General features: G+C 71.8%; 19 protein-coding genes. 14 read left to right on the forward strand and 5 right to left on the reverse strand.

Features of this window, described 5'->3' with window-relative positions; genetic code table 11:
* Window positions 1-39: 39 nt before the first annotated feature.
* Both tal and tkt read right to left on the reverse strand, forming a co-directional pair.
* Entirely contained in the window at window positions 40-1,230 is a 1,191-nt protein-coding gene (tal, locus tag AB0I41_RS30565) for a transaldolase (protein ID WP_357114056.1), read from the reverse strand.
* Window positions 1,231-1,246: 16 nt separating this feature from the next.
* On the reverse strand, window positions 1,247-3,385 hold the full coding sequence (gene tkt, locus AB0I41_RS30570) for a transketolase (protein ID WP_357114057.1): 2,139 nt from the start codon (window positions 3,383-3,385) through the stop codon (window positions 1,247-1,249).
* Window positions 3,386-3,651: 266 nt separating this feature from the next.
* Here tkt and AB0I41_RS30575 point away from each other — a divergent pair, with 266 nt between their 5' ends.
* From AB0I41_RS30575 to AB0I41_RS30585, 3 genes are all read left to right on the forward strand, one after another.
* Window positions 3,652-4,605 carry a heme o synthase gene (locus AB0I41_RS30575; RefSeq protein WP_357114058.1) on the forward strand — a complete coding sequence of 318 codons (954 nt, stop codon included), beginning with the start codon at window positions 3,652-3,654 and terminating at the stop codon, window positions 4,603-4,605.
* Window positions 4,606-4,856: 251 nt separating this feature from the next.
* On the forward strand, window positions 4,857-5,189 hold the full coding sequence (locus AB0I41_RS30580; RefSeq protein ID WP_357114059.1) for a hypothetical protein: 333 nt from the start codon (window positions 4,857-4,859) through the stop codon (window positions 5,187-5,189).
* 6 nt (window positions 5,190-5,195) lie between these two features.
* Window positions 5,196-6,110 carry a hypothetical protein gene (locus tag AB0I41_RS30585; protein WP_357114060.1) on the forward strand — a complete coding sequence of 305 codons (915 nt, stop codon included), beginning with the start codon at window positions 5,196-5,198 and terminating at the stop codon, window positions 6,108-6,110.
* Window positions 6,111-6,286: 176 nt separating this feature from the next.
* Here the strand turns inward: AB0I41_RS30585 and AB0I41_RS30590 are convergent, their stop codons facing one another.
* Window positions 6,287-7,249 (reverse strand): COX15/CtaA family protein, encoded by a 963-nt coding sequence (locus tag AB0I41_RS30590; protein ID WP_357114061.1) that lies wholly within the window; start codon window positions 7,247-7,249, stop codon window positions 6,287-6,289.
* A gap of 194 nt (window positions 7,250-7,443) precedes the next feature.
* On the opposite strand from AB0I41_RS30590, the gene AB0I41_RS30595 reads away from it, so the two are divergent.
* From AB0I41_RS30595 to AB0I41_RS30635, 9 genes are all read left to right on the forward strand, one after another.
* Window positions 7,444-8,151, forward strand: a complete 708-nt coding sequence (locus AB0I41_RS30595) for a transcriptional regulator (protein ID WP_357114078.1) — start codon at window positions 7,444-7,446, stop codon at window positions 8,149-8,151.
* Window positions 8,148-9,578, forward strand: coding sequence for a Fe-S cluster assembly protein SufB (sufB, locus tag AB0I41_RS30600; RefSeq protein WP_357114062.1), 1,431 nt, complete (start codon window positions 8,148-8,150; stop codon window positions 9,576-9,578). Before AB0I41_RS30595 ends, sufB begins: the two co-directional genes overlap by 4 nt.
* A gap of 86 nt (window positions 9,579-9,664) precedes the next feature.
* Window positions 9,665-10,867, forward strand: a complete 1,203-nt coding sequence (gene sufD, locus AB0I41_RS30605; protein ID WP_357114063.1) for a Fe-S cluster assembly protein SufD — start codon at window positions 9,665-9,667, stop codon at window positions 10,865-10,867.
* Window positions 10,867-11,211: a non-heme iron oxygenase ferredoxin subunit gene (locus AB0I41_RS30610; RefSeq protein WP_357114064.1), complete on the forward strand. Its 345-nt coding sequence runs from the start codon at window positions 10,867-10,869 to the stop codon at window positions 11,209-11,211. Before sufD ends, AB0I41_RS30610 begins: the two co-directional genes overlap by 1 nt.
* Window positions 11,211-11,984, forward strand: a complete 774-nt coding sequence (gene sufC / locus AB0I41_RS30615; RefSeq protein WP_357114065.1) for a Fe-S cluster assembly ATPase SufC — start codon at window positions 11,211-11,213, stop codon at window positions 11,982-11,984. The genes AB0I41_RS30610 and sufC overlap by 1 nt, the downstream gene beginning before the upstream one ends.
* A 20-nt stretch (window positions 11,985-12,004) precedes the next feature.
* Window positions 12,005-13,309, forward strand: a complete 1,305-nt coding sequence (locus AB0I41_RS30620; RefSeq protein ID WP_357114066.1) for a cysteine desulfurase — start codon at window positions 12,005-12,007, stop codon at window positions 13,307-13,309.
* Window positions 13,309-13,779: a Fe-S cluster assembly sulfur transfer protein SufU gene (sufU, locus tag AB0I41_RS30625; protein ID WP_357114067.1), complete on the forward strand. Its 471-nt coding sequence runs from the start codon at window positions 13,309-13,311 to the stop codon at window positions 13,777-13,779. Before AB0I41_RS30620 ends, sufU begins: the two co-directional genes overlap by 1 nt.
* Window positions 13,776-14,198 (forward strand): metal-sulfur cluster assembly factor, encoded by a 423-nt coding sequence (locus AB0I41_RS30630; RefSeq protein WP_357114068.1) that lies wholly within the window; start codon window positions 13,776-13,778, stop codon window positions 14,196-14,198. The genes sufU and AB0I41_RS30630 overlap by 4 nt, the downstream gene beginning before the upstream one ends.
* A 150-nt stretch (window positions 14,199-14,348) precedes the next feature.
* Window positions 14,349-14,972 carry a LysE family transporter gene (locus tag AB0I41_RS30635; RefSeq protein ID WP_357114069.1) on the forward strand — a complete coding sequence of 208 codons (624 nt, stop codon included), beginning with the start codon at window positions 14,349-14,351 and terminating at the stop codon, window positions 14,970-14,972.
* Between the two features lie 10 nt (window positions 14,973-14,982).
* Here AB0I41_RS30635 and AB0I41_RS30640 read toward each other — a convergent pair whose 3' ends face one another.
* On the reverse strand, window positions 14,983-18,249 hold the full coding sequence (locus AB0I41_RS30640; RefSeq protein ID WP_357114070.1) for a penicillin acylase family protein: 3,267 nt from the start codon (window positions 18,247-18,249) through the stop codon (window positions 14,983-14,985).
* Between the two features lie 128 nt (window positions 18,250-18,377).
* Between AB0I41_RS30640 and AB0I41_RS30645 the strand changes: the two genes are divergently transcribed.
* Both AB0I41_RS30645 and AB0I41_RS30650 read left to right on the forward strand, forming a co-directional pair.
* Entirely contained in the window at window positions 18,378-19,034 is a 657-nt protein-coding gene (locus tag AB0I41_RS30645; protein ID WP_357114071.1) for an acVLRF1 family peptidyl-tRNA hydrolase, read from the forward strand.
* Between the two features lie 62 nt (window positions 19,035-19,096).
* Window positions 19,097-19,375, forward strand: a complete 279-nt coding sequence (locus AB0I41_RS30650; RefSeq protein WP_357114072.1) for a hypothetical protein — start codon at window positions 19,097-19,099, stop codon at window positions 19,373-19,375.
* A 183-nt stretch (window positions 19,376-19,558) separates the two neighbouring features.
* Here AB0I41_RS30650 and AB0I41_RS30655 read toward each other — a convergent pair whose 3' ends face one another.
* Window positions 19,559-20,473, reverse strand: a complete 915-nt coding sequence (locus AB0I41_RS30655; RefSeq protein ID WP_357114079.1) for a neutral zinc metallopeptidase — start codon at window positions 20,471-20,473, stop codon at window positions 19,559-19,561.
* Between the last annotated feature and the right edge of the window lie 229 nt (window positions 20,474-20,702).

A 20,702-nucleotide genomic window follows, 5' to 3' on the forward strand; every position in this document is an offset into this window, starting at 1 on the left:
CCGCGGGGCGGGGCCCCGCGGCGCGTCCGACGCCCTTCGTCACGCCTTGCCCCCGGCCTGCGCCTTGCCCTTGGCGGCCTTGTTCGGCGCACCGGTGCCCGGCCCGGCGGCGGCGAGGGACCGGCGCACGCCGTCGAGCAGCTCCAGCCAGCTGGCCTCGAACTTCTCCACGCCCTCCCGCTCCAGGGTGGCGATCACGTCGGACATGTCGACGCCCACCGACTCCAGGTCGGTGAAGACCTCGCGGGCCGCGTCGTACGCCCCGGTGATGGTGTCGCTCCGGGTCTGGCCGTGGTCGGCGTAGGCGTGGATGACCGACTCCGGCATGGTGTTGACCGTGCCGGGGGCGATCAGCTCCTCGACGTACATGACGTCCCGGTAGTCCGGGTTCTTCGTCGAGGTGGAGGCCCAGAGGGGGCGCTGCGGGTGGGCGCCGGCGTCGGCCAGGGCCTGCCACCGGCCGGAGGAGAAGACCTCGCAGTAGCGCTCGTACGCCAGCCGGGCGTTGGCGATGGCGGCCCGCCCCTTCAGTCCCAGCGCGCGCTCCTTGCCTGCGGCGTCGGAAGCCTGGCCGGCCATCCGATCCAACCGCTTGTCGACCTCGGTGTCGACCCGGGAGACGAAGAACGACGCCACCGACCCCATCTTGCTGAGATCGTGCCCGTTCGCCTTCGCTTGCTCCAGACCGGCGAGGAACGCCTCCATCACCGCGGAGTAGCGGTCCAGGCCGAAGATCAGCGTCACGTTGACGCTGATCCCCTCGGCGAGGGTGGCCGTGATCGCCGGCAGGCCCGCCTCGGTCGCCGGGATCTTGATGAACAGGTTCGGCCGGTCCACCAGCCACCACAGCGCCTTCGCCTCCGCGACGGTCTTCTCCGTCTCGTGGGCCAGCCGCGGGTCCACCTCGAGGGAGACCCGGCCGTCCACGCCCGCGCTCTTCTCGTACGACGGGCGCATCACGTCGCAGGCCCACCGCACGTCGTACGTGGTGAGCATGCGGGCCGCCTCCTCGACCTCCACCCCGCGGGTGGCCAGGTCATTCAGCTGCCAGTTGTACTCGTCCGCGTCGCTGAGCGCCTTGGCGAAGATGGTCGGGTTGCTGGTCACCCCGGCCATGTGCTTCTCCCGGCGCAGCTGGTCCAGCCCGCCGGAGCTCAGCCGAACCCGTGAAAGATCATCGAGCCAGATCGCCACCCCTGCGGCGCTCAGCTCACCCAGCCTGTCCGTCATGCCGTCCACGCTCCCCTCAGTTGCCGGTCGTCGAACCGGTGATGTCGCCCACCCGGGTCAGCGCCGCGTGCGCGGCGGCCACGATCCGGTCGGGGGTGAACCCGAACTGCTCGAAGAGCACGGTGTGCGGGGCGCTCGCCCCGTAGTGCTCCAGGCTGACGGTCTCGCCGCAGTCGCCGACGATCGCGCGCCAGGACATGGCGATGCCCGCCTCCACGCTCACCCGTGCCTTTACCCCGCGCGGCAGCACCGACTCCCGGTACGCCTCGTCCTGCGCGAAGAACCACTCCTGGCAGGGCATCGAGACCACCCGGGTCGGGGTGCCGTCGGCCTCCAGCCGCTCCCGCGCGGTGAGGCAGAGCTGCACCTCCGAGCCGGTGCCGACGATGATCACCTGGGGCTTGCCGGTGGACGCCTCGGCCAGCACGTAGCCACCCTTGGTCACGCCCTCGGCGCCACCGAACTGCTCGCGGTCCAGCGTCGGCAGCGGCTGACGGCTCAGCGCCAGCGCGGTCGGCCGGTCGGTGTGCTCCAGCGCCTGCCGCCAGGCCCAGGCGGTCTCGTTGGCGTCCGCCGGGCGGACCACGTCCAGGCCGGGGATGGCGCGCAGCGCGGTCAGGTGCTCCACCGGCTGGTGGGTCGGGCCGTCCTCGCCCAGGCCGATCGAGTCGTGCGTCCAGACGTAGACCACCGGCAGTTTCATCAGCGCGGCCAGCCGGACGGAGGGGCGCATGTAGTCGCTGAACACCAGGAAGGTGCCGCCGTACGGGCGGGTGCCGCCGTGCAGGGCGATGCCGTTGAGGATCGCGCCCATGGCGTGCTCACGGATGCCGAAGTGCAGGGTGCGGCCGTACTCGTGGCCCGGGAAGTCCTTGGTGGCGTGGGTGGCCGGGATGAACGACGGCTCGCCCTTCATGGTGGTGTTGTTGCTCTCCGCCAGGTCGGCCGAGCCGCCCCAGAGCTCCGGCAGCACCGGGGCGAGCGCCTCCAGGACCTTGCCGGAGGCGGCCCGGGTGGCCACGCCCTTGGCGTCGGCGGGGAAGGCCGGCAGGACGTCCGCCCAGCCCTGCGGCAGCACCCGGCCGGCCATCCGCTCCCAGAGCGCCCGGCGCTCCGGGTTGGCCTGCGCCCAGGCGTCGAACGCGGTCGTCCACTCCCGCTGGGCGGCGTCGCCGCGGCTCATCACCTGGCGGGCATGGTCGAGCACCTTCTCGTCGACCTCGAAGCTCTGCGCCGGGTCGAAGCCGAGCAGCTGCTTGGTGGCGGCCACCTCGTCGCCGCCGAGCGCCGAGCCGTGGATCTTGCCGGTGTTCTTCTTGTTAGGCGCGGGCCAGCCGATGATGGTGCGCAGCGCGATGAAGGAGGGACGGCCGGTCTCCGCCCGGGCGGCCAACAGCGCCTGGTGGAGCGCCTCCACGTCCTCGTGGTAGTCGCCCTGGTCGGCGTCGCCGGTACGCCAGTCGACGGTCTGCACGTGCCAGCCGTACGCCTCGTACCGGGCCGCGACGTCCTCGCTCTTGGCGATCCGGGTGTCGTCCTCGATCGAGATCTCGTTGTCGTCGTAGATCACCGTGAGGTTGCCCAGCTGCTGGTGCCCGGCCAGGGCGCTGGCCTCGTGGCTGATGCCCTCCTCGATGTCACCGTCCGAGGCGATGCACCAGATGTCGTGGTCGAAGACCGAGCCGCCCGGCTCGCTCTCCGGGTCGAAGAGGCCACGCTCGCGGCGGGCGGCCATCGCCATGCCCACCGCGTTGCCCAGGCCCTGGCCGAGCGGGCCGGTGGTGGTCTCCACGCCCGGGGTGTGCCCGTGCTCGGGGTGACCCGGGGTGAGCGAGCCCCACTGCCGCAGGGACTTCAGGTCCTCCAGGGCGAGCGGGTAGCCGGAGAGGAAGAGCTGGATGTAGAGAGTCAGGCTGCTGTGGCCGGCGGAGAGGACGAACCGGTCCCGGCCGGGCCAGTTCGGGTCGGCCGGATTGTGCCGCATCACCCGGTTGAAGAGCAGGTACGCCGCGGGCGCGAGGCTCATCGCGGTGCCCGGGTGGCCGTTGCCGGATTTCTCCACGGCGTCCATGGCCAGCACGCGAACGGTGTCGACGGCCCGGCGGTCGAGGTCGGTCCAGTTGAGTGCGGGGTGCTCGGGTCGGTTGGCAGCCACGATGGTTTGTGCTCCTCGGCAGATGGGCGGAACCCTCACCGATGACCCTATCGAGCGGCCCTAAACGTCCGCCCGGGGATCACTGCACCCTGTTACGTGCGGGTCGGACCCGATGGGTCGTTCAGCTCGGTGGTGTGACGGCCCGCACCGTTGTCGGGTCGCCCGGGCAGGGAAAACGACGACGCGTAGTCTGTGGGTCGGTGTGTGCACCCGCTCCGGGTCCCGCCGATCCGATCTCCCCTGCCGATGCCGGAAGGTGGCAATCCGTGAGCATGATCACCGAGCGCCCCGTCAGCAACTCTGCCGGGCAGCCGCCGGTGGGCACGGTGGTCGAGGAGCCGGCCCGCCGCGACATCCGGGCGATCGTCGCGGCGTACGTCACCCTGACCAAGCCCCGCATCGTCGAGTTGCTGCTGGTCACCACCGTGCCGGCGATGATGCTCGCCGACGGCGGCCTGCCGTCGCTCTGGCTGGTGGCGGTGGTGCTGGTCGGCGGCTCGCTCGCGGCCGGCGCGGCCAGCGTGCTCAACTGCTACATCGACCGGGACATCGACCAGCTGATGCGGCGCACCAAGCGTCGCCCGCTGCCGGCGCACACCGTCTCGCCGCGCAGCGCGCTCGTCTTCGGGCTGGTGCTGGCGGCGGTGTCGGTCGCCCTGATGGCGGCCTTCACCAACCTGCTGGCGGCCGGGCTGACCCTGGCGGCGATCGTCTACTACGACGTCGTCTACACGCTCTGGCTGAAGCGCACCACGGTGACGAACACCTTCTGGGGCGGGGCCTGCGGGGCCGCCCCGGTGCTGATCGGCTGGGCGGCGGTGACCGGCTCGCTGGCGCCGCAGGCCTGGGTGCTCTTCGGGGTGGTCTTCTTCTGGCAGATGCCGCACTTCTACCCGCTGGCGATGAAGTACAAGGACGACTACGCCCGGGCCGGCATCCCGATGCTGCCGGTGGTGGCCTCGGCCCGCCGGGTCAACGCCGAGATCCTGGCCTTCGCCTGGATCACCGTGCTGGTCTCGCTGGCGCTGTGGCCGATGGGGATGAGCGCGATCTACGGCGTGCCGACCCTGGTGGTGGGCGGGATCTTCGTGGTCGAGGCGCATCGGCTCTGCCGCCGGGTGAGCCGGGGCGAGGCCGTCAAGCCGATGCGGCTGTTCCACTGGTCGACGACCTATCTCACCATCCTCTTCGCCGCGGTCGCCCTCGACGCGTTGGTCTGACGGCGCCCGAGACAGGTTCCGTGGCCTGTTTCCGGCCGCCGCGATATAAATTTCCGGAGTCGGTTTTCGGTCTTGGTCCCATCGGCTCAACTCGGACTCATCGGGTGATCGGGGCCGCCCGGTTTGGGTGTTCTAATACGACAAGTCCGGGCGAATTACCTGTGGTCTTCCTTAAGCCCGCAGGTAATTGGCATCACAAATAGTTCATGGTTCTCGCACCTACCGGTTCATGTCTGCTTAGGCTTCGCGTCATGGCAGATGGTTCCGATACGACGCTGACGGCTGAGCAGACCGCCGAGCAGGCCCCCAACGGGCTGGTCTCCGGCATCAAGTCGTTCGCCGCCGGCCACGGTGGCGCGAAGGCGGTCATCGAGTACGTCGGCAAGCGCGGCGCACGGATCGTCCTCGTCGGCGAGGACGGGGAGTGGGCCGACCAGTTCGCCGACGACACCGTCGTCGCGCGGCAGGCGTGCGCCAAGGCGGGAGTCACCGTCGAGAACGCCTGGGAGCGTGAACTGATGGACCAGATGCGTCCGAGCAACGACCTCTGGCGGTCGATGGCCCGGCGCACGATGGCCCGTTGAGTTAAATTGACCCACCACAACCAGTCGACCCGGGGGACACCCCGGGTCGCTCTCGTCACCTGTGACCAGCTCACCGACCTCGACCCGGACGACCGGCTCGTGCTCGCCCCGCTCGCCGCCCGCGGCGTCACCGCCGAGGTGGCCGTCTGGGACGACCCGGCCGTCGACTGGGCCGGGTACGACCTGGTCGTCCTCCGGTCGCCCTGGGACTACGCGCCGCGCCGCGACGAGTTCGTCGCCTGGGCGCAGACCGTACCGGCCCTGGTCAACCCCGCCGACGTGGTCCGCTGGAACACCGACAAGCGCTACCTGGGCGAGTTGTCGGCGGCCGGCGTGCCGGTCGTGCCGACCTCGTGGGTCGTGCCGGGGCAGTCCTGGCAACCGCCCGCCGACTCCAGGGAGTACGTCATCAAGCCGGCGGTCAGTGCCGGCAGCCAGGACACCGGCCGCTACGACCTGTCCGACCCGGAGCACCGCGAACTGGCCGCCGCGCACGTGCGGCGGCTCTCCGACGCGGGCCGGCTGACCATGGTGCAGCCGTACCTCAGCGCCGTGGACACGGCCGGTGAGACGGCGCTGCTGTTCCTGGCCGGCCCGCAGGGGCTGGCGTTCAGCCACGCGATCCGCAAGGGCGCGATGCTGGAGGGCCCGGATCTCGGGGTGGAGGGGCTCTACAAGCCCGAGAAGATCAGCGCCCGCACCGCCGGCCCGGAGCAGTTGGCCGTCGCGGAGCGGGTCCTGGCGGAGGTGCCGGGCGGGTCCCAGCGCCTGCTCTACGCCCGGGTGGACCTGATCCCCGGCCCGGGCGGCGCGCCCGTCCTGGTGGAGCTGGAACTGACCGAGCCGTCGCTCTTCCTCGGGTACGCCGACGGCGCCGCCGACCGCCTCGCCGACGCCGTCCTCGCCCACCTGGCCCGCTGACCGCCCCCTGACATCCCGCCCCGGGGACGCACGTCCAAGTTCCTCAACACATACCGAGAAAGAGTGGCCGTTCCCCGCGGAATGGCCACTCTTTCTCGGATATCCGTGCGGATCTCGGCGTGGGCGTGGGGGCGGTGCGCGGTGCGGCGCGCGGCGCGGTGCGGTGCGGTGCGCGGTCAGGCTGCGGCGGGGACCGGTTCCTCGGCGGGGACGGCGGCCGGCGTCGGGGCGACCGGGCGGCGTTCGCGGGTCGACCAGAGCACCGAGAGGGTGGCCAGCAGCACCAGGCAGGAGCCGAGCATGTGCGCGCCGACCAGGATCGCCGGCAGGTGCGTGAAGTACTGCACGAAGCCGATCAGGCCCTGACCCAGCTCCACCGCGACCAGCACCACGGCGGCCCGGGCCGGGCCGGGGGCGCCGACCGCCCGGAACGCGAAGATCAACGCGATCGAGAGCCCGATCAGCAGGAACACGGCGTCGGCGTGCACCTGGGAGATCGACTCCGGGTCCAGGCCGTTGCGGGCGGCGCCCTGGTCGCCGGCGTGCGGGCCGCTGCCGGTCACCCACGTGCCCACCACGAGCACCGCGACGCTGGCCACCGTGGTGAGCGCCGCCAGGGTGCGCAGCGGGCCGGGCACCACGGTCACCGTCGGGCCGTCCGGGTCCTTGATCCGCCGCCAGAGCGCGTACGCGGCCGCGATGACCGCCATCGAGGCGAGGAAGTGCAGCCCGACCACCCACGGGTTCAGGTTGGTCAGCACGGTGATCCCGCCGATCACCGCCTGCGCGGGGATGCCGAGGAACACGGCCACCGACAGCCCCAGCAGCCCCTTGCGGCGCGGCCGGTACGCCAGCACCGCCAGCACGGTGGCCAGCGCGATGAACCCGACGGCGAAGGTGAGCAGCCGGTTGCCGAACTCAATCACCCCGTGCACGCCCATCTCGGCCGTGGTGTGGTAGGACTCGTCCGTGCACCGGGGCCAGGTCGGGCAGCCGAGCCCGGAGGCGGTGAGCCGGACGGCCCCCCCGGTCACGACGATGCCCACGTTCGCGACGATCGAGGCGTACGCGAGGCGGCGCAGCAGAGCGGTGGAGACCGGGAACCGGACGGATCGCTTCACGGAGCGAATCCTACGCACCGTAGTGGAGCCCGATCGGGTGACTCCGCCACGTCGGTGTCGGGGATCACCGGGACCCCGGTTTGCGGCCCTCCGGCGAATTACGTAACGTTGGCGTTGTGAAAAACGCGGCGGCGCTCCCTGAGTACCTGCCGGCGACCGCCCCGGTCGCCGGCGACGGCTCCAGGTCGCGGCGCGGCGTCAGACGCGCCGAGCTGGAGTTGTCGCAGGCCGCGCCCGCCGACCTCTCGACCCGGGACCGGGTCACCCAGCTGCTGCTGGAGCGGGGGGCGACCACCGCCGTCCAGCTCGGCTCGGCGCTGGGGCTCAGCCCGGCCGCGATCCGCCGGCACCTCGACGCGATGCTCGCCGACGGTGACGTGGTCGCCCGCGAGCAGGCCGTGCGCGGCAGCCGCGGGCGGGGTCGCCCGGCGAAGGTGTTCCTGCTGACCGAGGCGGCCCGGGTCCGCTGCGGCACCCACCACTACGACAACATGGCCACCGCCGCGCTGCGCTGGATCGCCCGCAACGGTGGTTCCGATGCGGTCGAGGCGTTCGCCACCGATCAGGTCGCCGCGTTGGAGGCCCGCTGCCGGGCCGCCATGGAGGACGCGGGAGACGACCCGCTCGCGCGGGCGGAGGCGCTTGCGGGGGCCCTCACCGCCGAGGGTTACGCTGCCAACGCGTCCACGATCGCCTCCGGCGGCCAGCTCTGTCAGCACCACTGCCCGGTGGCGCACGTGGCCGCCGAGTTTCCCCAGCTGTGCGAGGCCGAGACCGCGGTGATCTCCCGTCTGGTCGGCACCCACGTGCAGCGCCTGGCCACCATCGCGCACGGCGACGGGGTGTGCACCACGCACATCCCGGCCCAGCCGCGTGCCCAGTCCGGTAGAACCGTCACCACTGTGAGGACAGATAGATGACCGAGCAGATCGTCCAGCCCCTGACCCAGGAAGAGCAGCTCGCCGCCCTCGGTCGGTACGAGTACGGCTGGGCCGACCCCGACGTCGCCGGGGCGGCTGCCCAGCGCGGCCTCAACGAGGCGGTGGTGCGGGACATCTCGGCGAAGAAGAACGAGCCGGCCTGGATGCTCGACCTGCGCCTGAAGGGCCTGCGGCTGTTCGGCCGCAAGCCGATGCCGGCCTGGGGCGCCGACCTCACCGGGATCGACTTCGACAACATCAAGTACTTCGTCCGGTCCACCGAGAAGCAGGCCACCAGCTGGGAGGACCTGCCCGAGGACATCAAGAACACCTACGACCGGCTGGGCATCCCGGAGGCGGAGAAGCAGCGCCTGGTCGCCGGTGTCGCGGCGCAGTACGAGTCCGAGGTGGTCTACCACAAGATCCGTGAGGACCTCGAGGAGCAGGGTGTCGTCTTCCTCGACACCGACACCGCCCTCAAGGAGCACGAGGACATCTTCAAGGAGTACTTCGGCACGGTCATCCCGGTCGGCGACAACAAGTTCGCCGCGCTGAACACCTCCGTCTGGTCCGGTGGCTCGTTCATCTACGTGCCGAAGGGCGTGCGCGTGGAGATCCCGCTGCAGGCCTACTTCCGGATCAACACGGAGAACATGGGCCAGTTCGAGCGGACGCTGATCATCGTCGACGAGGGCGCGTACGTGCACTACGTCGAGGGCTGCACCGCGCCGCTGTACTCCTCCGACTCGCTGCACAGCGCGGTGGTGGAGATCATCGTCAAGAAGAACGCGCGCTGCCGCTACACGACCATCCAGAACTGGTCGAACAACGTCTACAACCTGGTCACCAAGCGCGCCGTCTGCCACGAGGGCGCGACCATGGAGTGGGTCGACGGCAACATCGGCTCCAAGGTGACCATGAAGTACCCGGCGGTCTACATGACCGGCGAGCACGCCAAGGGCGAGGTGCTCTCGGTGGCCATGGCCGGCGAGGGCCAGCACCAGGACGCCGGCGCCAAGATGGTGCACGCCGCGCCGCACACCTCCTCCACCATCGTGTCCAAGTCGATCGCCCGGGGCGGCGGCCGCACCTCGTACCGGGGCCTGGTCCAGGTGCTGGAGGGCTCGCACCACAGCCGGAGCACGGTCAAGTGCGACGCGCTGCTGGTCGACACGATCTCCCGCTCGGACACCTACCCGTACGTCGACATCCGTGAGGACGATGTGGCGATGGGGCACGAGGCGACCGTCTCCAAGATCAGCGACGACCAGCTCTTCTACCTGATGAGCCGGGGCCTGAGCGAGGACGAGGCGATGGCGATGATCGTCCGCGGCTTCATCGAGCCGATCGCCAAGGAGCTCCCGATGGAGTACGCCCTGGAGCTCAACCGCCTGATCGAGCTCCAGATGGAGGGCGCGGTCGGCTGACGCCGCCGCTCCGCCGGGCCGGGCCGGTCCACCGGCCCGCCCACCACGCCCCAGAGACCGCCGTCGCAGAACAGACCAAGGAAGAGATGACTACCCAGGCTTCCGCGCCGCCCAGCACCAAGACGCAGGCGCTCCGCTCGTACGACGTCGCCGACTTCCCGGCTCTCACCGGCCTCGAGGAGGAGTGGCGCTTCACCCCGCTCAAGCGGCTGCGCGGCCTGCTCGACGGCACCGTCTCGGACGAGTCGGCGCACTGGCCCGCCCTCGAGTACGGGCAGCTGCCCGCCGGGGTCACGGTCGGCACGCTGGCGAAGGACGACCCGCGGCGGGGCAGCGTGCTGACCCCGGTGGACCGGATCAGCGCGCGGGCCTACGGCGAGTCGGACCTCGGCTCCCTGGTGCAGGTGGCCCGCGAGGCGGTGGTCTCCGAGCCGGTGATCATCACCGTGCACGGCGGACCGTCCGACGTGGTGGCGTTCGCGCACACCTTCATCGAGGTGGGCGCGCTCTCCGAGTCGGTTCTCGTGCTCCAGCACGTCGGCACCGGCACCCTGGCCGACAACGTCGAGGTGTCGGTGGCCGACGGTGCGAAGCTGACCCTGGTCACCGTGGCCGACTGGGCCGCCGACGCGGTCCAGGCCCAGCACCTGAAGATCAAGCTGGGCCGGGACGCCAAGGTGACGCACATCCAGGTCTCCCTCGGCGGCGACCTGGTCCGGCAGTACACCTCGGTGGAGTACACCGGCCGGGGCGGCGAGGCCGAGCTGTACGGCGTCTACTTCGCCGACGGCGGCCAGCACCTGGAGCACCGCCAGCTGGTCGACCACAACGTGCCGGACTGCCGCAGCTACGTCGGCTACCGGGGCGCCCTGCAGGGCGACGACGCGCACACCGTCTGGGTGGGCGACGTGCTGATCCGCGCCGAGGCGACCGGCACCGACACGTACGAGATCAACCGGAACCTGCTGCTCTCCGACGGCGCGCGGGCGGACTCCGTACCCAACCTGGAGATCGAGACCGGCGAGATCGCCGGCGCCGGCCACGCGAGCGCGACCGGCCGCTTCGACGACGAGCAGCTGTTCTACCTGATGGCCCGGGGCATCCCGGAGGGCGAGGCCCGCCGCCTGGTGGTGCGCGGCTTCTTCGCCGAGCTGATCAACAAGATCCCGGTCGAGGAGCTGCGCGAGCGGCTCGGCGCCGCGATCGAGGCCCGCCTGGCGAGCGGGAGGAGTGAGCTTGCGAGCCCCACACTCGCGAGCGAAGACGCTACTGCCAAGGCGGGCGCCTGATGATCAAGATCTGCTCGACCGAGGACGTGCCGAAGGGGACCGCGATCAGCGCGGACGTCGACGGCACCCGGATCGCGCTGGTGCACGGCGAGGACGACAACTTCTACGCCGTCCACGACGAGTGCTCGCACGCCTCGGTCGCCCTCTCCGAGGGTGAGGTCGAGGGGTGCACGCTGGAATGCTGGCTGCACGGATCCCGTTTCGACCTGCGGACGGGCGAGCCCACCGGGCTGCCCGCCACCGAACCCGTCCCCGTCTATCCCGTCGAAGTCCGCGACGGCGACATCTACCTTCCCGTGGGCGACGACGGCCGCCCGATGCCGAGCAATGGAGTGACCCGATAATGAGCACCCTGGAGATCCGCGACCTGAAGGTGTCGGTCAAGCTGCCCGAGGGTGAGCTCAAGCCGATCCTGGCCGGTGTCGACCTGACCGTCCGCTCGGGTGAGACGCACGCGATCATGGGGCCGAACGGTTCCGGCAAGTCCACCCTGGCGTACTCGATCGCCGGCCACCCCAAGTACGAGATCACCAGCGGTTCGGTGACCCTCGACGGCTCCGACGTGCTGGCCATGTCCGTCGACGAGCGGGCCCGCGCCGGCCTCTTCCTGGCCATGCAGTACCCGGTGGAGGTCCCCGGCGTCTCGGTGGCCAACTTCCTGCGTACCGCCAAGACCGCCATCGACGGCGAGGCGCCGAAGCTGCGCACCTGGGGCGGCGAGTTGCGCGGCGCCATGGAGCGCCTCCAGATGGACCCGGCGTTCGCCCAGCGCAACGTCAACGAGGGCTTCTCCGGCGGTGAGAAGAAGCGGCACGAGATCGTGCAGCTGGAGCTGCTCAAGCCGAAGATGGCCATCCTCGACGAGACCGACTCGGGCCTCGACGTGGACGCGCTGCGCGTGGTCAGCGAGGGCGTCAACCGGGTCCGCGACAACGGCGACACCGGCCTGCTGCTGATCACCCACTACACCCGCATCCTGCGCTACATCAAGCCCGACTTCGTGCACGTCTTCGTCGCCGGCCGGATCGTCGAGCAGGGCGGCCCGGAGCTGGCCGACAAGCTGGAGGAAGAGGGCTACGAACGGTACGTCGCCGGAGCCGGTTCGGCGCGGGCCTGACACGACAGGGGCCAGCTGAGATGACCACCATCGCGATCCCGTCCGGGATGCCGCAGTACGACGACGTGCCGCGTTTCGACGTGGCCACGGTGCGCGCCGACTTCCCGATCCTCGACCGGGAGGTCAACGGACACCGGCTGGTCTATCTCGACAGCGCCAACACCTCGCACAAGCCGCGGCAGGTGCTCGACGTGCTCGCCGAGCACTACGCGATGCACAACGCCAACGTGTCGCGCTCGGTGCACACCCTGGGCACCGAGGCGACCGAGGCGTACGAGGGGGCGCGGGCGAAGGTCGCCGCGTTCATCAACGCGCCGAGCGTGGACGAGGTGGTGTTCACCAAGAACTCCACCGAGGCGATCAACATCGTGGCGTACGCGTTCTCCAACGCCTCGTCGCGGCCGGACGCCGACCCCCGGTTCCGGCTCGGCCCCGGCGACGAGATCGTGATCTCCGAGATGGAGCACCACTCCAACATCGTCCCCTGGCAGCTGCTGGCCGAGCGGACCGGCGCGACCCTGCGCTGGTTCCCGGTCACCGACCAGGGCCGGCTGGACGAGTCCGGCCTGGACGATCTGGTCACCGAGCGGACGAAGATCGTCTCGCTGGTGCACATGTCCAACATCCTCGGCACGGTCAACGCCACCGCGCGGATCACCCAGCGGGTCCGCGAGGTGGGTGCCCTGCTGCTGCTCGACTGCTCGCAGTCGGTGCCGCACATGCCGATGGACGTGGTCGACTACGACGCCGACTTCATCGTCTTCACCGGGCACAAGATGTGCGGCCCGACCGGCGTCGGCGTGCTGTGGGGCCGGGGCGAGCTGCTCGCCGCGATGCCCCCGGTGTTCGGTGGCGGCTCGATGATCGAGACGGTCAGCATGGCGCGGTCGACGTTCGCCGCGCCGCCGGCCCGGTTCGAGGCCGGCACCCCGCCGATCGCCGAGGCGGTCGCGCTCGGCGCGGCCGTGGACTACCTCACCGGCATCGGGATGCGCGCGATCCAGTGGCACGAGAAGGAGCTGACGGCGTACGCGCTGGACGCCCTCGCCACCGTGCCGGGGCTGCGCGTCTTCGGTCCGACCGTGCCGGTCGGCCGGGGCGGGACGATCTCGTTCGCGCTCGGTGACGTCCACCCGCACGACGTGGGGCAGGTCCTCGACTCGCTCGGCGTGCAGGTGCGGGTGGGACACCACTGCGCGAAGCCGGTGTGCACCCGGTTCGGCGTACCGGCCATGACGCGGGCGTCGTTCTACCTGTACACCACGACGGAGGAGATCGACGCCCTGGTGGCGGGGCTCGAGCAGGTGCGGAAGGTGTTCGACTGATGCAGCTCGACCAGCTCTACCAGGAGATCATCCTGGACCACTACAAGCACCCGCACGGGCGTGGCCTGCGCGACGCCGACCCGGGCGCCCGGGTCGCCGAGGCGCACCATGTCAACCCGACCTGCGGTGACGAGATCACCGTCCGGGTGGCCACCGACGGCGACACGCTCGACGACATCTCGTACGACGGGATGGGTTGCTCGATCAGCCAGGCGTCGGCGAGCGTGCTGCACGAGCTGCTGCGCGGCCGGGGTGCGGGTGAGGCGTTCGCCGTGCACGAGGCGTTCGTCGAGTTGATGTCCGGGCGTGGCCAGGTCACGCCGGACGAGGACGTGCTCGGAGACGGGGTGGCGTTCGCGGGTGTCGCGCGCTACCCCGCGCGGGTCAAGTGCGCGCTGTTGCCGTGGATGGCGTTCAAGGACGCCGCGGCACGCGCCGGCGTGGGCGTGAGCCCGGAGGTGAAGGCATGAACAGCGACGACACCACCACGCCGGAGGCCGGCGCCGTGGCGACCGACGGCGCGGCGACGCCGGCCACCGGCGGGGCCGCTCCGGCCGGGGGTGGCAAGGCCGTGATCGCCGACGTCGAGGAGGCGATGAAGGACGTCGTCGACCCGGAGCTGGGCATCAACGTGGTCGACCTCGGCCTGGTCTACGGCGTGCACGTCGACGACGAGAACATCGCGACGCTGGACATGACGCTCACCTCGGCGGCCTGCCCGCTCACCGACGTGATCGAGGACCAGGCCCGGCAGGCGCTGACCACCGGCCCCGGCGGCGGGCTGGTCAACGACATCCGGATCAACTGGGTCTGGCTGCCGCCGTGGGGCCCGGACAAGATCACCGACGAGGGTCGGGACCAGCTCCGTTCCCTCGGCTTCAACGTCTGACGGATAACCGGTGGCGTGGCCGGACGGCGTCCGGCGACAATCGCTGCGTGATCGAGTCGAAGTCGTCCCGCACCGTCCCTGTCGCCGCGGCCATCGCCGCCGGGCGACAGCGGCCGGTGCCGCGGCGGCTGCGACCCGGTACCCGCCGTCATGGGTGACGCGCTGCTCGCCGGCCTGCTCGCCGGCTACGGAGTGGCGGTGCCGGTCGGGGCGATCGCCATCGTGGTCATCGGGCTCACCGCCCGTACCTCGTTGCGGGTCGGCGCCGCCGCCGCCCTCGGGGTGGCCGCGGCGGACGGCCTCTACGCCGCGCTGGCCGTGCTCGGCGGCGCGGCCCTCGCCGGCCTGGTGCGCCCGGTGGCGACCCCGTTGCGCTGGGCGGCCGTCGTGATCCTGCTCTTCCTCGCCGGGCAGCTCGCCGTGGGCGCGCTGCGCCGGCACCGTCGCCCGGCCGGGCCGGCACGGGCCGAGCGGGGTCTGGCCACGCCCGGCCGGGCCTTCGCCGGGCTGCTGGCGCTCACCCTGCTCAACCCGATGACCATCGTCTACTTCGTGGCCCTGGTGATTGGCCGGCAGGCGTCCGGTGGGTGGACGCCCGCCGGCCAGGTGGCCTTCGTGGCCGCGGTGTTCGCCGCCTCGGCGAGCTGGCAACTGCTGGTCGCCGGCGGCGGGTCGGTGCTCGGCCGGCTGCTCACCTCCGCCCGTGGCCAACTGGTCACCGCGCTGCTGGCCAGCGCGCTGATCGTGCTGCTCGCACTGCAGATGATCTGGTGAGCCGGCCGGCTCAGTACGGGTACACCTCCAGTTCCCAGAGCGAGAAGCCGTAGGAGGTGGCCCGGGTCAGCCCGACTATCCGCACGTAGCGGGCACCGGTCGCGGCGAACCGGTCGTTGTCGGTGCCGCCGTCCCCGGCGGTGGTGGACCAGACCGTCCGCCAGGCGGCGCCGTCGGTGGAGACGTCGATCCGGTACGACCGGGCGTGCGCCGCCTCCCAGCGCAGCACCGCGCGGGCCACCGGTCGGACCGCACCGAGGTCCACGGTGATGGACTGGTTGTCCGACCAGCCGCTCGACCACCGGGTGCCCGGATCGCCGTCCACCGCCCGGCTGGGCGGGAGGAAGAGTTGGCTGCTGGAGGCGGTGACCGGGCGGCCGGCGGCCAGGTTGGTCAGGTCGTCGCCGCGGCGGGCCGGGAACGACACCACCTGCTGGTAGGTTGGTCGGTTCTGCCACGCGATGACGGGCTGCTTCAGCCCGCCGAGCGGGGACTGCACGATGGCGTCGGCGCACCACTGGTCGCCGGCCGCGCAGGTCGCGTCGCCGGGATAGACCTCGGTCGCCGGCCGGGCGGCGGCGCTGCGCAGCGTGTCCAGCAGGATCTGCCGGCAGGCGGTGAGGTCGCCACCGCCGCAGTACCGGCGGTCCGACCCGCCGGGCACCGGGTCGCCGAGCACGGCGCGCAGGTCGGCGTCGACGTACCCCCACCAGCCGTACTGGAACGACGAGCCCTTGTGCCCCTGCGCCTCGTTGGCCGAGGTGGGCAGGGTGGACTCGTCGCCGCGCTGCTGCCCGGACGGCGACTCGTTGATCTGCATGGCGTTGACCACCGCCTGGTACAGCTCCGGGCCGAGGGGCGCCTTGAACTGGCCGTTGACCAGCAGCGGCCACCAGGCGTCGAAGATCCGGATCGCCTCGGCGTGCCGGTACACCTTGCTGCCGGTGGCCGTCTCGACCCGCAGTGCGCCGTCGGCGCGCCAGGCCCGGAGCTTGCCCACCACGGCGGCCAGGTCGGCGTCGGTGACCGGCTGGCTCTCCAGCACCCGGATCAGCTCGTCGAGCACCTCGGCGCCGCGCAGGTCGGTCAGGCCGGCCCGCTCGACCAGCGAGGTCAGCGTGGCCCGATCGAAGGTGCGCCCGTCCGCCAGCGCCGCCCGGATCGGCCGGTCCAGCATTTTGGCCCGGTGCACCGGGCCGAAGCTGAAGTTGCCGTCGGCCGCGCCGAAGTCCTTGGCCTGCTTGTTGTTCCAGCTCACGTAGTAGTCCTGGTCCACCGAGTACGAATGCTCGGCCAGGGGCTGGTACGCGGCGGTGTTGGCGGCCGGGTCGAAGTCACGCCACTCGTATGCCGGATCGGCCTTCATCGGCAGGTTCGGGTCGGACCCGGCCGCGCGCACCGGGTTGAGCCCCGAGTTGGCGTACGCCGACTGGGTGGAGTTCACGTAGAACCAGTTGAACGCGTACCCGATGGTGCCGGCGGACTCGCGGAACGCCGCGGCGTCGCCCATCGCGGCCGGGTCGTTGAACATCTGGAAGCCGATCGCGGAGTCCGCCTCGTGCCGGTAGGTGGAGCGCAGGTGGGTGAAGGCGTGCGGCTGGCCGCCCACGGTGCCCCGCCAGGCGACCAGGCCGAGCGCGGTGCGCTGGGCGACCAGCCGGTACGACCCGGCGGCGGTGCCGTCGGCGAGGGTGGGCCGCCAGGCGTTGACGTGCGAGATCTCCTCCATCGGCTGGCACCGACCCCGGTAGCGGTAGTGGTTGCTGGCCAGGGTGGGTGCGCTGCCGTCCACCGTGCACAGCGGCAGGGCGTAGGTGTCGGTGATGTCGTGGGCCGACGAGGTGGCGCTCCAGGCGTAGTCCTGGCCCCGGCCCAGCAGCACGTAGAGGTTGAGCCCGGCGAAGGCGGCGCCGCGCGCGCTGATCCCCGGCCCCTGCAACTCCTGCACCATCAGTAGCTGGGGGGAGAAGTAGCCGGTCTGCGGGCCGAACACGGCGATCGGGTGGCCGGTGGCGGAGTGCTCGGCCGAGATCACCGCCGCGTTCGACATGCCCCGGCTGGCCCGACCGATGGTCAGCCCGGACAGCGCGGCGGCCAGCTCGGACGGCCCACCGGCGGCGGCGCCGGTGGCCGTGCCGCTGGCGTCGCTGACGACCGGCTCCACCCGGGCCGAGCCGCCGTCCGGCAGCACCACGCTGGCCGCGTTCGCGGGGGCGCCACCGTAGGGGAAGCTCTGCCCGTCGTGCAGGGTCAGCACCGTCTCCGGGTTCTCCTGGCTGCGGAAGGCGGTCCAGACCCGGTCGCCCTCGACCACGCCGTAGCGGGCCCGTGCGGCCAGCCGGACCAGCGCCGACTGCATCTCGTTGCCGCCCCCGCCGCCGAACAGCCCGCCCACCACGCCGGCGATGGCGATCAGGTCGGTCATCCGGAACGGCTCGGGCCCGCCGGCGTTGGTGACCGCGTCCAGGTGCCCGGTGAGCACGTACTCGCCGGGGCAGTTGCGGTGCGCCATGCAGTGCCCGATGTAAGCGTTGATACCGGCGATGTACTCCTGCACGTCGGCGTAGAGCTGCTCGCCCCGGGGGCCCTTGCGCCGCAGCGCCTCCACCTGCGCCGCCAGGTCCGCCTCGGTGTACGGCGAGTTGCGCCAGACGCTCTGCTCCAGCGCCCGGTTGCCGGGCGCGCCGCCGGCGAACGGGGTGAGCGTGCCCCGCCCGACGTGGCGCAGCAGGTCGATGGTGAACAGTCGGTCCTCGGCGCCGGCGTAGCCGGCCCCGAACATGGTGCCGCCGCGGGTGCTGCCGGTGACGTGCGGGACGCCGGTCGCCCGGTCGCGCACGATGGTCACGTCGGCGCGCGGCGAGTAGCTGCGCTCGACCTGATCGGCCGGGACGCCGAAGCCGGCGTCGGTGAAGAACGCGCCGAGCTGGTCCTCGCGCAGCCCCGCGTAGCCGTAGACCAGGTCGGCGTACCGGCCGAGCTGGTCACCGGCGTGCCGGGGCAGGGTGCCGAGGGCCTGGTTGGCGAGCACCTCGACGAGGGTGGCGTTGCCGTTCTGCCCCGGCGGCAGGATGTCCGCGCACTCGCCGAGACAGTGGTCGCCGGCGGCGAAGCCGCTGGTGGTGGCGGTGGTGGCGGCGGGCGCGGCGGCGGCGGGGGCGGTGGGGGAGACGGTGAGCAGGGCCGCCACGGTGACCGTCGCCGCGGCGGCGGCGGTCAGCCGGCGGGCGACGGCGCGGCGGGCGGGGTGCGGTGGGACGGGACCGCGTGGCTGCATGGGTACCTCGCAGGCGGAGGATGGATCCGAGAAACCTTCGGTTACCGGATGGTAAACGTTCATCGATGCCCGTGAAAGCCCTGGAGTCGGGCGCCGCCCGTGGTCCGGCAATTCGGTACCGTTCGGCCATGACCAGTCGACCCGCAGCCGGGGGTGGCCGGTGGGTCGAGGTCGACCCGATCCGCGTCGCCCGCTGGGTCGAGGGCTTCGCCGACCGGCACGGCCCGCCCACCACCACCGTCACCGGGTACGGCCTGCTGCTCGCCGCCCCGGACGGCGCGACCGCCGAGCTGCACACCCCGCCCGGGGCGCCGCCCACCCGGGACGTACCCGCATTCGTGGCTGCCGCGGCCGAGCCGCGCCGGATCGGCCTGCTGCTGGCCCGCAAGGGCGCGGTCGCGGTCGGCGTCGCGGTGGGGGAGGAGCTGGCGGTCTCCAAGGTGGACACCCGCTACGTGCAGGGCCGCACCGCCGCGGGCGGGTGGTCGCAGCAGCGCTTCGCCCGGCGGCGGGACAACCAGGCGAAGGCGGCCCTCGGCGACGCGGCCGAGCTGGCCGTACGGCTGCTGCTGCCGGAGGCGGCGACGCTGCGCGCGCTGGTCTGCGGCGGTGACCGGCGGGCCGTCGACACCGTGCTCGCCGACCGGCGGCTGGCCCCGCTCGCCGCGCTGCGGGCCGAGCGGCTGCTCGACGTCCCCGAGCCCCGGCACGCGGTGCTGGTCGCCGCGATCGCCGCGGCCCGCGCGGTGCGGATCCTGGTCCGCGACGCCGCACCCGACGCCTAAACCGCTGCGGCCCGTCATTCCACCGGCCCAGGGTTGTCAGCAACCCTGGGGGGACCTGCGCCGTGTGGCGTGGCCAACTCGTTGCGCTCCGGCCGCTCGCCTGGGGCAATGGCCGCAGGCGAGGGGGCCGTGCCGGCGGCGCAGGGCCCGACGACGTCGACGCTCTCCTGCACGAGAAGGCCGCCTACCTCGCCTTCGTCATCTCGTTCGTCTACTGGCACCTCCACGCCCAGCGGGCCCGCCCCATCACCGGCATTTTCCTCGACGGCGGCAGCGCCGCACTCGGCTGGTTCGTCAACCCCGTGGTGGGCCTGATCGGGATCATCGTCATGATCATCTAGCACGCCGTCACGAGCCAGGGACTCAAGCGGCGCAGTCACCGGCGGCTGCCGGGTCGACGGCGAATCTGACTCGACCACGGCCATTCCGGCCGGACTCGGCCGGACTCGGTGACCCGGAAACGCCACGGCGGCCGGTGGGTGGGGAACCCACCGGCCGCCGCCGGGCACCTCGGACCGGGGCGGTCAGCGGCCGCCGGCGAAGGTGTCGCAGGACTTCGGGTCGCCGCTGTCGTAGCCCCGGCTGAACCACTCCTTGCGCTGGGCGGAGGAGCCGTGGGTGAACTCCTCGGGGTTCACCGGGCGGTTGGCCCGCTCCGAGATGGCGTCGTCGCCGATCTTCTCGGCGGTGTCGATCGCCTGCGAGATGTCCTGCTCGGTGATGCTCTTGAAGATCTTCTGGCCCGTGGCGTCGGTCGTGCCGGTGGCGTTCTTCGCCCAGGCGCCGGCATAGCAGTCGGCCTGCAGTTCCAGCTTGACCGAGAGCGCGTTGGCGTGGTCCGGGTCGCGCTGCTGCTGGCGGCGCATCTGCGCCTCGGTGCCGAGCAGGTCCTGCACGTGGTGGCCGTACTCGTGGGCCAGCACGTACGGCTGGGCGAACTCGCCCTCCGCGCCGAGCTGATCGGCCAGCACCCGGTAGAAGGTGAGGTCGATGTAGACCAGGTCGTCGGCCGGGCAGTAGAACGGGCCCACGCCGGAGTCGGCCTGGCCGCAGCCGGTGTTCACGCCCCGGCTGAAGAAGACCGTCCTGGAGGGCCGGTACTGCTCGCCGAACTTCTCCGGCAGGGCGGTGCGCCAGTACGCCTGGATCGAGTTGACGTAGGCGGTGTTGCGGCAGTCCAGCTGCTGGAGCGCGTCGTCGGCCGAGCACTTCTGCTGCAGCGACGTGTTGTCGCCCTGCTCCGACCCGCCGCCACCGTTCATCGCATTCAGCCCGAAGCCGCCGCCGACCAGGGCCACCAGCACCGCGATGATGATGCCGACGATCCCTCCGCGACCGCCGCCGATCGGGATGGGGATGCCCATCCCGCCGCTTCCGCCGGACCCTCGCCGATCGTCCACCTGACTGGTGTCGATCCGCGCGTTCTCGTTCAGCTCCATGTTGACCCCGATCACCGATTCATCACGTTTGGTGGTTGTGGTACCGGACCGGGTCCGGACTGCGTTTCGGTACCCGATGATCTTGCAGGGTAATCCGGGCGGAGCCCCGCAGGCGGCCCGGTACACTTGCCTCGTGCTGCTCTGCGAAGGCTGAACCGCCCCGCGCCGACGGTCCATCGGGCCCGCCGGCCGTTTCGCGTGCCCTGAGTCAGCCCTTCCAGACCCCGAG

The sequence above is a fragment of the Micromonospora sp. NPDC050200 genome, from assembly GCF_040656135.1.
Lineage (GTDB): Bacteria > Actinomycetota > Actinomycetes > Mycobacteriales > Micromonosporaceae > Micromonospora.

What these genes read in the sequence shown, in the direction of transcription:
- tal (WP_357114056.1), bottom strand. Translation starts at nt 1,230, where the DNA reads ATGACGGACAGGCTGGGTGAGCTGAGCGCCGCAGGGGTGGCGATCTGG.
- AB0I41_RS30580 (WP_357114059.1), top strand. Translation starts at nt 4,857, where the DNA reads ATGGCAGATGGTTCCGATACGACGCTGACGGCTGAGCAGACCGCCGAG.
- sufB (WP_357114062.1), top strand. Translation starts at nt 8,148, where the DNA reads ATGACCGAGCAGATCGTCCAGCCCCTGACCCAGGAAGAGCAGCTCGCC.
- sufD (WP_357114063.1), top strand. Translation starts at nt 9,665, where the DNA reads ATGACTACCCAGGCTTCCGCGCCGCCCAGCACCAAGACGCAGGCGCTC.
- AB0I41_RS30610 (WP_357114064.1), top strand. Translation starts at nt 10,867, where the DNA reads ATGATCAAGATCTGCTCGACCGAGGACGTGCCGAAGGGGACCGCGATC.
- sufC (WP_357114065.1), top strand. Translation starts at nt 11,211, where the DNA reads ATGAGCACCCTGGAGATCCGCGACCTGAAGGTGTCGGTCAAGCTGCCC.
- AB0I41_RS30620 (WP_357114066.1), top strand. Translation starts at nt 12,005, where the DNA reads ATGACCACCATCGCGATCCCGTCCGGGATGCCGCAGTACGACGACGTG.
- sufU (WP_357114067.1), top strand. Translation starts at nt 13,309, where the DNA reads ATGCAGCTCGACCAGCTCTACCAGGAGATCATCCTGGACCACTACAAG.
- AB0I41_RS30630 (WP_357114068.1), top strand. Translation starts at nt 13,776, where the DNA reads ATGAACAGCGACGACACCACCACGCCGGAGGCCGGCGCCGTGGCGACC.
- AB0I41_RS30635 (WP_357114069.1), top strand. Translation starts at nt 14,349, where the DNA reads ATGGGTGACGCGCTGCTCGCCGGCCTGCTCGCCGGCTACGGAGTGGCG.
- AB0I41_RS30640 (WP_357114070.1), bottom strand. Translation starts at nt 18,249, where the DNA reads ATGCAGCCACGCGGTCCCGTCCCACCGCACCCCGCCCGCCGCGCCGTC.
- AB0I41_RS30645 (WP_357114071.1), top strand. Translation starts at nt 18,378, where the DNA reads ATGACCAGTCGACCCGCAGCCGGGGGTGGCCGGTGGGTCGAGGTCGAC.
- AB0I41_RS30655 (WP_357114079.1), bottom strand. Translation starts at nt 20,473, where the DNA reads ATGGAGCTGAACGAGAACGCGCGGATCGACACCAGTCAGGTGGACGAT.